This is a genomic window from Rothia sp. HMSC062H08, assembly GCF_001810775.1.
Lineage (GTDB): Bacteria > Actinomycetota > Actinomycetes > Actinomycetales > Micrococcaceae > Rothia.
The window spans coordinates 99306-111965 of the sequence record NZ_KV802665.1 but is presented as its reverse complement, the minus strand read 5'-3'; the positions used below and the strand labels follow the sequence as shown (position 1 = coordinate 111965).

At 62.7% G+C, this 12660-nt stretch carries 10 protein-coding genes; 3 read left to right on the top strand and 7 right to left on the bottom strand.

Features of this window, described 5'->3' with window-relative positions; genetic code table 11:
- Positions 1–2 precede the first annotated feature (2 nt).
- Together HMPREF2765_RS03185 and HMPREF2765_RS03180 are read left to right on the top strand one after the other, a co-directional pair.
- On the top strand, positions 3–950 hold the full coding sequence (locus tag HMPREF2765_RS03185; RefSeq protein ID WP_053090096.1) for an ABC transporter ATP-binding protein: 948 nt from the start codon (positions 3–5) through the stop codon (positions 948–950).
- Positions 951–1121: 171 nt separating this feature from the next.
- Positions 1122–2264 carry an ABC transporter substrate-binding protein gene (locus tag HMPREF2765_RS03180; RefSeq protein ID WP_083303608.1) on the top strand — a complete coding sequence of 381 codons (1143 nt, stop codon included), beginning with the start codon at positions 1122–1124 and terminating at the stop codon, positions 2262–2264.
- Positions 2265–2514: 250 nt separating this feature from the next.
- On the opposite strand, the gene HMPREF2765_RS03175 is transcribed toward HMPREF2765_RS03180, so the two are convergent.
- Both HMPREF2765_RS03175 and HMPREF2765_RS03170 read right to left on the bottom strand, forming a co-directional pair.
- On the bottom strand, positions 2515–3768 hold the full coding sequence (locus HMPREF2765_RS03175) for a 2-oxoglutarate dehydrogenase (protein WP_070604238.1): 1254 nt from the start codon (positions 3766–3768) through the stop codon (positions 2515–2517).
- Positions 3769–3950: 182 nt separating this feature from the next.
- Positions 3951–4637 carry an IMPACT family protein gene (locus tag HMPREF2765_RS03170; protein WP_049342862.1) on the bottom strand — a complete coding sequence of 229 codons (687 nt, stop codon included), beginning with the start codon at positions 4635–4637 and terminating at the stop codon, positions 3951–3953.
- A 58-nt stretch (positions 4638–4695) separates the two neighbouring features.
- On the opposite strand from HMPREF2765_RS03170, the gene coaE reads away from it, so the two are divergent.
- Positions 4696–5331 carry a dephospho-CoA kinase gene (gene coaE / locus HMPREF2765_RS03165; protein ID WP_070604237.1) on the top strand — a complete coding sequence of 212 codons (636 nt, stop codon included), beginning with the start codon at positions 4696–4698 and terminating at the stop codon, positions 5329–5331.
- A 223-nt stretch (positions 5332–5554) separates the two neighbouring features.
- Here the strand turns inward: coaE and rpsA are convergent, their stop codons facing one another.
- The 5 genes from rpsA to HMPREF2765_RS03140 form a co-directional block, all read right to left on the bottom strand.
- A complete protein-coding gene (rpsA, locus tag HMPREF2765_RS03160; protein ID WP_005506223.1) occupies positions 5555–7009 on the bottom strand; it encodes a 30S ribosomal protein S1 in 1455 nt (484 codons plus the stop codon).
- A 778-nt stretch (positions 7010–7787) separates the two neighbouring features.
- A complete protein-coding gene (gene gatB, locus HMPREF2765_RS03155) occupies positions 7788–9293 on the bottom strand; it encodes an Asp-tRNA(Asn)/Glu-tRNA(Gln) amidotransferase subunit GatB (protein WP_005507019.1) in 1506 nt (501 codons plus the stop codon).
- Positions 9293–10897, bottom strand: a complete 1605-nt coding sequence (gatA, locus tag HMPREF2765_RS03150; protein ID WP_070604236.1) for an Asp-tRNA(Asn)/Glu-tRNA(Gln) amidotransferase subunit GatA — start codon at positions 10895–10897, stop codon at positions 9293–9295. Before gatA ends, gatB begins: the two co-directional genes overlap by 1 nt.
- 15 nt (positions 10898–10912) lie before the next feature.
- Positions 10913–11209: an Asp-tRNA(Asn)/Glu-tRNA(Gln) amidotransferase subunit GatC gene (gene gatC / locus HMPREF2765_RS03145; protein WP_005507016.1), complete on the bottom strand. Its 297-nt coding sequence runs from the start codon at positions 11207–11209 to the stop codon at positions 10913–10915.
- A gap of 215 nt (positions 11210–11424) precedes the next feature.
- Entirely contained in the window at positions 11425–12189 is a 765-nt protein-coding gene (locus tag HMPREF2765_RS03140) for a transglycosylase family protein (RefSeq protein WP_070604235.1), read from the bottom strand.
- Positions 12190–12660 lie beyond the last annotated feature (471 nt).

Here is a 12660-nt window from a genome sequence, read left to right as displayed (position 1 = left end):
CCATGTCTACCGCACAGAACTCCGCTAACGCAGCTAACACCGCGCATGTAGCTAACGCCCAGCCCGCTCAGGCGCTCCTCGAGCTGAAGGGCGCGGGCTTCCACTACGGCCACCAGGGCGAGCGCATCAAGCACACCCGCGCGGGCCGCCGCTCCGACCGCTGGATTTTCCGCAACGTGAACCTGACGGTGCACCGCGGCGAGGTCCTCGCCATTCTGGGCCGCAACGGCGTGGGTAAATCCACCCTGCTGAACTCCCTGATTGGTCTGCTTTCTCTGACCGAGGGCACCGTTCACCTGGGCGGTGATCCGCTGGATTCACTGACCGCGACCGAGCGTGCCCGCCGCATCGCCTACCTTCCGCAGATGGAGGGTAGCGGCATCTCCTACACCGTGACCGAGTACCTACTTATGGGTCGCGCGCCCTACATCGGCCTGTTCTCCTCCCCCTCGCGCCAGGACCGCGACAAGGTACAGGAAATGATGGAGGAACTGGGTCTTATCGACTTGGCGTACTCCCCGCTGGATCAGCTCTCCGGCGGGCAGCGTCAGCAGGTGGGTATTGCCCGAACCCTGGTTCAGGATGCTCCCCTCATCGTGCTGGACGAACCGACCAGCGCCCTTGACGTGGCGAATCAGGCCAAGGTTTTGCGCAAGATCCGCCAGCTCCGCGATGCCGGGTACGGTGTGATTTTCACGACCCACAACCCCGACCACGCCCTCATGCTAGATGCGACCATCGCCCTGCTCGGTGCGCATGACGAACCTGACGCACAGGCTTCGAAGGATTCATCAGTTTCGGGGGATACACCGGCTCACCTGTTGATTGGTCAGGCTTCGGAGGTGCTGACGAGCGAGGTTCTCTCGCGCACCTTCAACACCGATCTGACGGTGACCTACTCCCCCGAGCTGGACCGCTCCAGCGTTCACATGACGAGCCTCGATACCTGAGAGAATCCGCAGCCCCTAATCTTCCGGTGGCGGTGCGGGCCAGGCCCCGTCGGGGATGCGGTAGAGGTGCCGCATCCGCGACGGTGGCGTACCCCTAGCACGCTTGTCCTCTCTCGTGCCGCCTCCGGTTTATTCATCAACTATCCGTTGTACGACAAAGAAAGACACACCATGAAGATTACGAAGTTCCACTCGGGCCTTGCGCTGACCACCTCCCTGCTGCTGGCAGCCCTGACCGGTTGCGGTGCCGCTAACACCGCTTCTTCTTCCTCCTCCGCTGCCGCTTCCTCCTCGGCTTCGGCATCGAGCAGCTCCGAGCAGAAGCACACCAGCTTCTTCGTGAAGGACAACGGTGACGGCACCAAGGTCATCAAGGATATTGATGGCAAGGAGGTCACCGTCCCGACCCACCCCGAGCGTATCGCTGACCTGTGGCACGCTAACAACCAGATTATTCTGCTGTTGGGCGGCGCCGACAAGCTGTCCGCTACCACCACCGCTGTGAAGTCCCTCGAATGGTTCAAGCAGGTTTACCCCGGTATTGAAAAGGTCGACGCCCCCGTGAAGGGCACCGACGTGAACATGGAACAGCTGCTGGCTGACAAGCCCGATGTCGTGTTGGCTTCCTCGAAGGACCAGATTTCCAAGACCTCCGCAGCCGACATCCCCTCCGTGCACGTTGAGTTCCAGAACTTCGCAGACCTGAAGCGTACCGTTGAGCTGACCGCCGAGGTTATCGGCACCAACGACGCCATCGACCGCGCGAACAAGTACCTGGTGTACCTGGAGAAGAACGAGAACCTGATCAAGGAACGCCTGAAGGACGTCAAGGAGAACCCGAAGGTTCTGCACATCTCCGGCGGCTCCGACCTGACCAAGGTGGACGGCTCAAAGTCCCTGATTGGTGAGTGGATGAAGCTGGCGGGCGCCACCAACTCCCTCGACGGTGTGGAGAACCTGAAGAACGTCTCGATCGAGCAGATTATCGCTTCTCAGCCCGACATCATCATCATTGGTGGCTCGGACGCTCAGAAGGGTGTCGACGCCATCAAGGCTGACGCGGCGTGGGCTGACGTTCCCGCCGTCAAGAACGGCAAGATCATCAAGAACCCCGTGGGTACCTTCAACTGGGACCGCTACTCCGCTGAGGAGGCTCTGCAGATTCTGTGGGCCGCAAAGCAGTTCCACCCCGAGCAGTTCCAGGACGTTGATCTGGTCAAGGAGACCCGCGAGTTCTACTCGACCTTTTACGGCTACAACCTGACCGAGGATGAGGCTCAGCGCATCATCAACGGCGAGGGCCCCGCAAAGTAGCCCTGTAGCTCGCTAGTTTTGTAGCTACCCCCGCCGGCTCTGCTTGCCCAGGTTCTTCTACCGAGGCTCTTCATCTGGAGCTCTTGTGGAGCCTCTGGACTCTCAGCGGAACCGGCGGGACCCCAAGATTTTCACTCTTCTTCTCTCTATTAATTCCTGTGTGCGAATACCGCCCGGTATCGCGGCTACGGCCGTGATACCGGGCGGTATTTTATGGTCTTGATACGAGGGTCTTCTGCGAGGAACGTGGTTAACGGATTTCCACGGTGGCGCCGGCGAGGCTCATCAGCGCCCGGTTCGTCAGCGGCAGGTAGCCGTTCAGGGTGCTCAGGATCAGCTGCATTGTGCGTTCTTCGTCTTCCACGCTCAGGCCCGCGGGAATACCCACCCCCGGGGTGTTAATGCGGTGCTTGTACAGGTCGATCACCGCGCATACGGTGCGGCCGGGGGCGCGCAAGACCGGAAGCATGCCGCTGTGGGTGAGGGTCCGCAGGCCTCCGGCGGAGGTCACCTCTGCCGTGCGTACATCGGGCAGGACGAAGCGTCCACCCACGAAGGGGCTCAGGGAGGCCGCGTCCGAAGGCTCAGGAACATCCAGCGAGGTTGGGAGGGGTTCTCCCGTTTTCGCGGTCACGGCCACGTAGCGCACCTGCCGGTCCATGGCGTTCAGGTAGTCCAGCTCGGCAAACTCCTCGATGCGGTAGTTCTCGGTGACCCCGGAGGCATCCACGGTGCGGCTGGTCAGCTCCTCGTCGTAGAAGCTGGCCACGCATACCTGCGGGGCGCCTCGCTCCACGCGGGCACGGCATCGGTAGTCGTCGTCGAGGAGCCAGAGGGACAGCTCGTAGCCGTCGGGGATATCGCGCACGCCGGAAGCGAGCAAAACATCGCTGCCGTCTAGGGAGAAAGGCTCCCACCCAATCGGTTCAAAGGCGTTGAGGGCACCGTTCAGGGCGGGGTTGCAGGAGCCGAGGCTCGAGGATTGTTCGGCCGGAGCAAACGCCTCGGTGGAGGGCATGGAGACGGTCAGGCCGCGCAGGCGACCGGCCATGCAGAGTTCGATGGCCATAAGCAGGTGCCCGGCCCCCTCACGGTTGAGCGCCGGAGCCTGGATGAGGTGCAGCACCCGCGAGTTGTCGAGGCTGAGCTTCTCCCCCACCCCGCGGGCGGCGTTTGAGTAGCGGTTGTGCAGGCGCACGAGCTCGTCAAGGGGTAGCGTTCGGCCCACGGAGACGAAGGCCTCGGCGATGGCCGCCACGTGCTGGGGGAAGAGGCGGCTGAGCCGGCCTAGCTGGCGGGCGAACTCGCCGGGGCGGCGGGTGAGCACGCCCAGGAGGGTGCCGAGGTTCTGCTGACGGTAGGCGTCGAGGAGCTGCGCGACGGTTGCCGGCTCAAGCTGGGCGGCAGCTCCCGCGCTCCCCTGCCGACGGGTGAGGGTTGCCGCCCCTCCCATTGCGTTAGCGGGTTCCTCTACTCCATTGGGGATGATGCCCTGCTGCGCCACACTATCACGACCTCAGATATTGGATGAGTTTTTAGCACTCCCTCTACCCTATCAACAACGACGGGCAATTACTAGGGCTAGAGTAACCATTAACTAAGGTTTGGCTATCTTTTGGGTTTTGAGGGCTTTATACGGGCGCTCTAGCTCGGAAATCTAAGACCGGGAATCTAGGGAGCGGCAACCTAGACCGGCAGATTCACCCACTGCGTGTCACCCCAGGTCACGCTCGCCGCACCCGAGCTGAGGCTCACCACCAGCTCCTCCGCACGCGACAGCTCCTCAGCGCGGTCAAACACGCCCACCGAGATGACCGCGCCCTCCGCACCGTACTCGGTACCCAACACGTTCAGGCCCGCGGCGCGCATCTCGTTCTCCAAGCGGCCCGCCTCCGCGTGCGAGCTAGGAACCTCACCCACGCGCAGACGCTCACGCGAATCGAATAGCGCACCATCCAGGGTCTGTACTACTGAATCGGTGTAGGCACGCACCAAACCGCCCGCGCCAAGCTTAATGCCACCGAAATAGCGCACGACCACGGCCACCACGTCGGAGAGGTCGGTCGTGCCGTCCTCGCGGGTCTGGCGCGCCAGCAGCGCCTGCATCATGGGCACACCCGCGGTACCGGCGGGCTCGCCGTCATCCGAGGAACGCTGCACGTCGCGGTCGGCACCAATCACGAACGCCGAGCACACGTGGCGGGCGTCGTGGTAGGTCTTGCGCACCGACTCAATGTAGGCGCGGGCCTCCTCGACGGTGCTCACGCGCTTGATGTGACCAATAAATTCGCTACGCTTAATCTCGAGGAGGCTCTCGTAGGGCTCATCGCCGCGCGGCACAAGGTAGCGGTTGGCGCGAGTTTCTTCCTGCATGTGTCCTCCTCTAATCAGTACCTATCTATTGTGGCACAGCCCGTCAGGAGCACCGTCCATGTCCCAGTCTTCTCCCCCCGCCTCTACTGCCCTGCGCCGTTACGCCCTGACCGGCGGTATCGGCAGCGGCAAGAGCACGGTCGCCTCCCTCTTCGTTGAGTGGGGCGCATTCCTGGTGGATGCGGACGCCATCTCCCGCTCCCTCATGGAGCCCGGCGAGGCGGTGCTCGCCCGCACGGTCGCGGAGTTTGGCGAGCACCTGCTCGACGAGGACGGCCGTCTCAACCGTCCCGCCCTGGCGCGCATCGTGTTCCATGATGAGCAGGCGCGCCTGCGCCTAAACGCAATCGTGCATCCGGCCATTCGTGAGCGCGCCGCGCAGCTGGTGGAGCAGGCGCAGTCCGCACCCGAGTTCAGCGGCGTGGTGCTGGAGGATATTCCCCTGCTCGTGGAGACCGGCGACCCGTCCGCCTTTGAGGGCGTGGTCGTGGTGCACGCTCCCCTGGCGACTCGCCTGCAGCGCCTCGTGTCTTCGCGCGGCATGAGTGAGGAGGATGCGCGCGCCCGCATCGCCGCGCAGGCTACCGACGAGCAGCGTGAGGCGGTCGCAACCTGGATCATTGATAATGGCGGCTCGCTGGAGGAAACCGCCGAGCAGGTGCGCGCCGTCTGGGAGCAGATGACCGCCGCCTAAGATCCTCCCCAGCAACACGGGGCACAGCAACAGCGGGCATAGCAACACCGGGCGCGTACTCCGGATCCCAACGCCCCCAACCCTGACTCACCTAAACCCCCAATAACGCAAAGAACCCCCTCCCCTCCCAAACGGGAGATGAGGGGGTTCCTCTGCTCTAGGCACCCCACGCGGGGTTACCTATCGGCTATTACGCCTGATGAGTGCTCATCTGAGCGGCAGATTAGTTGCCGGTCAGCTTCTTGCGGAGCTCAGCCAGTGCCTCATCCGATGCGAGGGTACCTGCGGAAGCGGGCTCCTCGGAGGAGTAAGAGGTCGGTGCGGGCTCAGCTGCTGCGGGAGCTGCTGCTGCAGCCTCTGCGTCAGCCTCGAGAGCCTTAGCAACCTGAACCTTGTGAGCCTCGAAGCGAGCCTGTGCCTCTGCGTACTGTGCTTCCCAAGCCTCGCGCTGTGCGTCGAAGCCTTCCAGCCACTCGTTAGCCTCGGGGTCGAAGCCCTCGGGGTACTTGTAGTTGCCAGCCTCGTCGTACTCTGCAGCCATGCCGTACAGAGCGGGGTCAAACTCGGTAGCGTTGGGGTCAACGCCCTCGTTTGCCTGCTTGAGGGACAGGGAGATGCGGCGGCGGTCCATGTCGATGTCGATGATCTTAACGAAGACCTCTTCACCAACGGAGACGACCTGCTCAGCCAGGTCAACGTGGCGGGTTGCCAGCTCGGAGATGTGGACGAGGCCCTCGATGCCGTCCTCAACGCGCACGAATGCACCGAAGGGAACGAGCTTGGTGACCTTGCCGGGAACGATCTGACCCAGAGCGTGGGTGCGAGCAAATGCCTGCCACGGATCTTCCTGGGTTGCCTTGAGGGACAGGGACACGCGCTCGCGGTCCAGGTCCACCTCGAGAACCTCGACGGTAACGGGCTGGCCAACCTCGACAACCTCGGACGGGTGGTCGATGTGCTTCCAGGACAGCTCGGAAACGTGAACCAGACCGTCCACGCCACCCAGGTCCACGAATGCACCGAAGTTGACGATGGAGGAGACAACGCCCTCGCGGACCTGACCCTTCTCCAGCTCGTTGAGGAAGGAGGAGCGAACAGCGGACTGAGTCTCTTCCAGGTATGCACGGCGGGACAGAACAACGTTGTTGCGGTTCTTGTCCAGCTCGATGATCTTAGCTTCGATCTGCTGACCGATGTAAGGTGCGAGGTCGCGGACGCGGCGCATCTCAACGAGGGATGCGGGCAGGAAGCCACGCAGACCGATGTCGAGGATAAGGCCACCCTTGACAACCTCGATAACGGTACCGGTAACGACGCCGTCGTTTTCCTTGACCTTCTCGATGTCGCCCCATGCACGCTCGTACTGTGCGCGCTTCTTGGAGAGGATCAGGCGACCTTCCTTGTCCTCCTTGGTGAGGACGAGTGCCTCAACCTCGGAGCCGAGCTCGACAACCTCAGAGGGGTCGATGTCGTGCTTGATGGACAGCTCGCGGGAGGGGATGACGCCTTCGGTCTTGTAACCGATGTCGAGCAGAACCTCATCGTGGTCGATCTTAACAACCTGGCCGGAGACGAGATCGCCGTCGTTGAAGACCTTGATGGTCTTCTCGACTGCCTCGAGGAATGCCTGCTCGTCGCCGATGTCGTTGATTGCGACCTGAGGGATGTTGGTGCTCATGTAGTGAGGGCTCCAATTGGATTTCTAATAGGTCGACGCTGCCGGTTCACCGTTCAACACCTCCGGGTGGAGGCGCCGACCGGCTCACTGTTTCACCCCGGCGCGCACGGCATAGGGCCGCTAACGCCTTTGAACGAGGTGAGGAAACGTCGAGCTGACGGATACTTACAATGTGTACCACCCACCGGAAGCAGATGCTTTTAGCAGGGTGTGCGAGCGGTCTGTGCCCGTTTTCTCCCCGTTTTCTTAAGGAGAAAAAAGAGCATAGAAAACCCGTACGTTGGTACACGCGATTAATAGTGTACGGGAATCCCGGGCGTGTCGTCAATGGTTACGCGCCCGGGATTCCCGTACTTATTTGCGGTTTTAGTAACGCTGGGATGCGAGGGGCTGTGCTCGTCCTCGTTCCTACAGGGGCACCCGCCCTCGCTTCGCTTCGGGCACCCTGATGTCACTTTCGGACGACACCGCCCCTCCACGCGACGTGCCAAACCTAGCCGGAGCGGGGTAGCTATACCCTCCGGAAGCGACATCAGGGTACCCTCTCGGGTGCTCTCCGCAGCGAAGCAAGGAGAGGGCGGAGCGCCCGAGAGGGTGGGTTCCCCTGCAGGAGCGGAGGAAGGGTATAGCGTACCCACCCGCCCTGTAGGAACGAGGACGATAGCCGCTTTCCGCGCGGAACCGCGCATCTCGTGCAGAACAAGAGAGTACGAAAGAGGCGCGCCTCCCACACGGGGAGACGACGCCTCTTTCGTTAGAGCCGGGTCAGCAGAAAAGCTTAGCCTTCCACGCCGCACTCAGCCAGAATCAGCTCACGCACGCGGGCGGCGTCAGCCTGACCGCGGGTAGCCTTCATGACCTGACCGACGATAGCGCCGGCAGCCTGAACCTTGCCGGCACGGATCTTGTCGGCAACGTCGGGCATTGCTGCCAGTGCTTCCTGAACGGCTGCGGTGAGCGCGCCGTCGTCGGAGACTACGGCGAGGCCGCGTGCCTCAACGATTTCGGCGGGGGTGCCTTCACCGGCGAGGACAAACTCGAGCACCTGGCGGGCAATCTTGTCGTTGATCTTGCCTTCGGAGATGAGCGCTTCGAGGGCGACCACGGTTGCGGGCTCCACGCCGAGGGCGGTGAGCTCAACTTCAGCCTGCTTTGCGCGGCGGGCGATCTCGCCCATCCACCACTTGCGGGCGGCTGCTGCGGTTGCGCCTGCGGCGACGGTCTCTTCGATAACGTCGAGTGCGCCAGCGTTGACGACGTCGCGGAACTCTTCGTCGGAGTAGCCCCACTCGCCCTTGAGGCGGCGGCGGCGTTCTGCCGGGGGTTCGGGCAGTTCGGCGCGCAGACGCTCAATCCATTCGCTGTTGGTGACGACCGGTACGAGGTCCGGTTCGGGGAAGTAACGGTAGTCGTCAGCGTCGGACTTGGGGCGGCCCGAGGAGGTTTCGCGGGTGTCTTCGTGCCAGTGGCGGGTCTCCTGGGTGACCTTTTCGCCGCGTTCGAGGATTGCTGCGTGGCGGCGAATCTCGTAGCGGACGGCGCGCTCAACGGAACGGAGGGAGTTCACGTTCTTGGTTTCGGAGCGGGTGCCGAACTTCTCTGCGCCCTTGGGCATGAGGGAGACGTTGGCGTCGCATCGGACGTTACCGCGTTCCATGCGGGCGTCGGAGATGCCGAGGGAGCGTACGATGTCGCGGATTGCGGCAACGTAGGCGCGTGCCAGTTCGGGTGCGCGCTCGCCGGCACCGACGATGGGTCGGGTGACGATCTCGATCAGGGGCACGCCTGCGCGGTTGTAGTCGACCAGGGAGGAGGTTGCACCCTGGATTCGGCCGTCTGCGCCGCCGACGTGGGTGAGCTTGCCTGCGTCTTCTTCCATGTGGGCGCGCTCAATTTCGACGGTGAAGATGGTGCCGTCTTCGAGCTCAACGTCCAGAGAGCCGTTTTCCGCGATGGGGCCGCCAGCCTGGGAGGTCTGGAAGTTCTTCGGGGAGTCCGGGTAGAAGTAGTTCTTGCGGGCGAAGTAGGACTTGTCTGCAATGTCGCAGCCCAGTGCCAGGCCGAGCTTGATGGCGGACTCAACAGCAGTCTTGTTCACCATGGGCAGCGCGCCGGGCAGGCCGAGCGATACGGGGGTGACGTTGGTGTTGGGTTCGTCGCCGAACTCGTTGGGTGCGGAGTCGAACATCTTGGTCTTGGTGTTCAGTTCGACGTGCACCTCGAAGCCGAGGACCGGGTCGTACTTTTCGATGGCTTCTTCGAAGCTGAGGACTTCTTCACTCATTACTTGGTTCCCCCAAAGTCAAAGTCGCGGATCAGAGTTTCGGTGTCGGGCAGGCTCTTGTAGAGCGGTGCGCCCCATTTTGCGGTGAGCAGTTCTTCCAGTGCTGCGCCGACGCGGTACAGGCGTGCGTCTTCGCGTGCGGGTGCGGTGAACTGGATGCCGACGGGCAGGTTGTTCTCTTCGGAGAGGCCGCCGGGCAGGGAGAGCGCCGGGACGCCTGCCAGGTTGACGGGCACGGTTGCGACGTCGCCCAGGTACATTGCCATGGGGTCGCCTTCGGTTTTCTCGCCGAGCTTGAACGCGGTGGAGGGCGCGGTCGGGGAGATGAGCACGTCGCACTTTTCGAATGCTGCTGCATAGTCGCGCTGGATGAGGGTGCGTACGCGCAGTGCGGCGCCGTAGTAGGCGTCGAAGTTACCTGCGGACAGTGCGTAGGTGCCGAGGATGATGCGGCGCTTGACCTCGTGGCCGAAACCTGCGGAGCGGGTTGCGGACATGACGCGTTCGATGGTGACGGGGCCGTCTTCGGGTACGACGCGCAGGCCGTAGCGGACGCCGTCGTAGCGTGCCAGGTTGGAGGACACCTCGGAGGACATAATCATGTAGTAGGCGCTGATGGCTTCGGTGACGGAGGGCAGGGAGACCTCGATGATCTCTGCGCCTGCGGCACGCAGCTCTTCGACGGATTCGCGGAAGCGTGCGAGGACGCCTGCTTCGAAGCCTTCGCCGTTGCCGCCGCCGAGTTCCTTGATGACGCCGATGCGCAGGCCGGACAGGTCGCCCTTGCGTGCGGCTTCGGCACCTGCCTTGGCTTCTTCAACGAAGTTGCCGGGTTCATCGGGCAGGGAGGTTGCGTCGAGCGGGTCGTGGCCTGCGATTGCTTCGTGGAGCAGTGCGGTGTCCAGGACGGTGCGTGCGACGGGGCCTACCTGGTCGAGGGAGGATGCCATGGCGATGACGCCGTAGCGGGAGACGGAGCCGTAGGTGGGCTTGACGCCGACGCTACCGGTCAGTGCTGCGGGCTGGCGGATGGAGCCGCCGGTGTCGGTGCCGAGCGCCAGGGGTGCCTGGAAGGCGGTGACGGCTGCTGCGGAGCCGCCGCCGGAGCCACCGGGTGCGCGGTCGAGTGCCCAGGGGTTGCGGACTACGCCGAATGCGGAGTGCTCATTGGAGGAGCCCATTGCGAATTCGTCGAGGTTGGTCTTGCCGAGGATGGGCATGCGTGCTTCGCGGACCTTGCGGGTGACGGTGCCGTCGTAGGGGCTCATCCAGCCTTCGAGCATGCGCGATGCTGCGGTGGTGGGCTGGCCCTTGGTAACGATGAGGTCCTTGACGGCGATGGGTACGCCTGCGAGCGGGGGCAGTTCCTTGCCTGCTGCGCGGTCTGCGTCCACTGCTGCTGCGGTGGCGAGTGCTTCTTCGGCGTTGATGTGCAGGAAGGCGTTGAGGCCGCTCTTACCGTCTGCTCGGTTGTCGCTCAGGGGTGCGCCTTCGGTGGCTGCGATGCGGTCCAGGTGTGCCTGGGTGAGCTCGACGGAGGTGATTTCGCCGGATGCGAGCTTTTCTGCTGCTTCTGCGGCGGTGAGCTGGATCAGTTCGTTCACTTGGTTGTTCTCCTCTTAGTCTTCGTCGAGGATTGCCGGCACGCGGAACTTGCCGTCCTGTGCGTCGGGGGCGCCGGAGAGCGCCTCTTCCTGGGTGAGGGTGGTGACGGGTACGTCTTCGCGGAAGACGTTCTCGAGGGGGATGGGGTGGCTGGTCGCGGGGATGTCGGCAGTTGCTTTCTGCGACATGGTCTCAACGGATGCGACGATGACGTCCAGCTCAGACGCCATCGCGGTGAGTTCTTCATCGGTCATCTCAATGAGTGCCAGCGATGCCAGGTGCTTTACCTGTTCAAAGGTGATGGCAGACATGGTTCTCCCGTAGTTTGTTTTCTTGTCTCTTCTCTAGTGTAGTGGAGGTTGCGTTTTCCGTCTCATTGGGGGTTGGAGGGTTTACCTGCTGGTTTGTGTGATTATGCGGTGATCCTCTCCCCTGTTTTCGGGTTAAATGCTCAACGCCCCGCTCCTCGTGTGAGGTGCGGGGCGTTGGGCTACAACGTGTCCACGTTACGCTTGGGGGTTAATCCTTAGGCGGGGATGGTCAGAACCTGGCCGGGGAAGATCAGGTCAACGTTGTAGATGATGTCGGTGTTCGCAGCTGCGATTGCCTGGTAGCCACCTGCAACGCCGAGCTTTGCAGCGATCAGCGAGAGGGAGTCACCGGGAACCACGGTGTAGGTGCCTGCTGCAGCCTTGGGAGCTGCAACAGGAGCTGCTGCTACGGGAGCCTCAACTGCCGGTGCTGCTGCGGGAGCTGCGGGAGCCTCAACTGCGGGTGCAGCGGGAGCTGCCGGTGCAGCGGGTGCTGCTGCGGGAGCCTCAACTGCTGCGGGTGCAGCCTGAGCTGCAGGAGCTGCGGGTGCAGCCTGTGCCGCGGGTGCGGTGTAGGTCTGCTGGGTCTGCGACTGTGCAGCCACGGTGGTGGTGGGCTCGGTGTAGGTGGGAGCTGCGCCGGTCTTGCCGTAGAGGCCAAGCTTAGCGGAGCATGCGGGCCATGCGCCCCAGCCCTGGATAGCGAGCAGACGCTCGCCAGCCTCGATCTGCTGTGCACGGGTAGCGGTCGCGGGGGAGCCGGACATGCCGACGCCGTTCCAGGACTGCTGGGTGAACTGCAGACCGCCGTAGAAGCCGTTACCGGTGTTGATGGACCAGTTGCCACCGGACTCGCACTGTGCCAGTGCGTCCCAGGTAGCACCGTCTACTGCGTTTGCAGCGGGCATCGACATGGTAGCTGCTACAGCGCCACCGATGGCGAGAGCTGCTGCGGTACGACGAATGGAAGTGTTCTTCATAATGCTCCTTGGGGCCGTCCCCGCTCGTTCCGTCCCCGGAACTCTAGCGCGCCGCCGCTCACCCTTTGATAACGAAGTAGGTTACTCATATTCTGGCTCTACCATGTGAGCGGCTCTCCACCGATTTCATGTCACCGTGAGCGATTCTGCACTTGTGTGCGGAATCCGGGTGGCACTTCCTCGATGGGGACGTGCGGTAGAACCGGGCATCGTTTCAAGCATTCCAAGCTTGAAACCACACAGGTGATTCTCTTGCGAGAATCCATCTGGTCTCAAAGATAGCCGAGGTTTTTTATGATTCCAACCCGATTTCAAGTTCACAGCGAACGTCCCGGGTTCTCCCAGGGTTCTTTCAGGTTAAAAGTGCAGGAAACATTAATCAAGACCTAGAACCCCGCGTATCTTAAGGGTTTCACCCCGGAATTTCGGGGTTTTCTAGGGACTTAACCCCGAGTGCACTCCCCCACTGAG

Coding starts and splice junctions, on each gene's coding strand:
- HMPREF2765_RS03185 (WP_053090096.1), top strand. CDS start 3: ATGTCTACCGCACAGAACTCCGCTAACGCAGCTAACACCGCGCATGTA.
- HMPREF2765_RS03180 (WP_083303608.1), top strand. CDS start 1,122: ATGAAGATTACGAAGTTCCACTCGGGCCTTGCGCTGACCACCTCCCTG.
- HMPREF2765_RS03170 (WP_049342862.1), bottom strand. CDS start 4,637: ATGCAGGAAGAAACTCGCGCCAACCGCTACCTTGTGCCGCGCGGCGAT.
- coaE (WP_070604237.1), top strand. CDS start 4,696: ATGTCCCAGTCTTCTCCCCCCGCCTCTACTGCCCTGCGCCGTTACGCC.
- rpsA (WP_005506223.1), bottom strand. CDS start 7,009: ATGAGCACCAACATCCCTCAGGTCGCAATCAACGACATCGGCGACGAG.
- gatB (WP_005507019.1), bottom strand. CDS start 9,293: ATGAGTGAAGAAGTCCTCAGCTTCGAAGAAGCCATCGAAAAGTACGAC.
- gatC (WP_005507016.1), bottom strand. CDS start 11,209: ATGTCTGCCATCACCTTTGAACAGGTAAAGCACCTGGCATCGCTGGCA.
- HMPREF2765_RS03140 (WP_070604235.1), bottom strand. CDS start 12,189: ATGAAGAACACTTCCATTCGTCGTACCGCAGCAGCTCTCGCCATCGGT.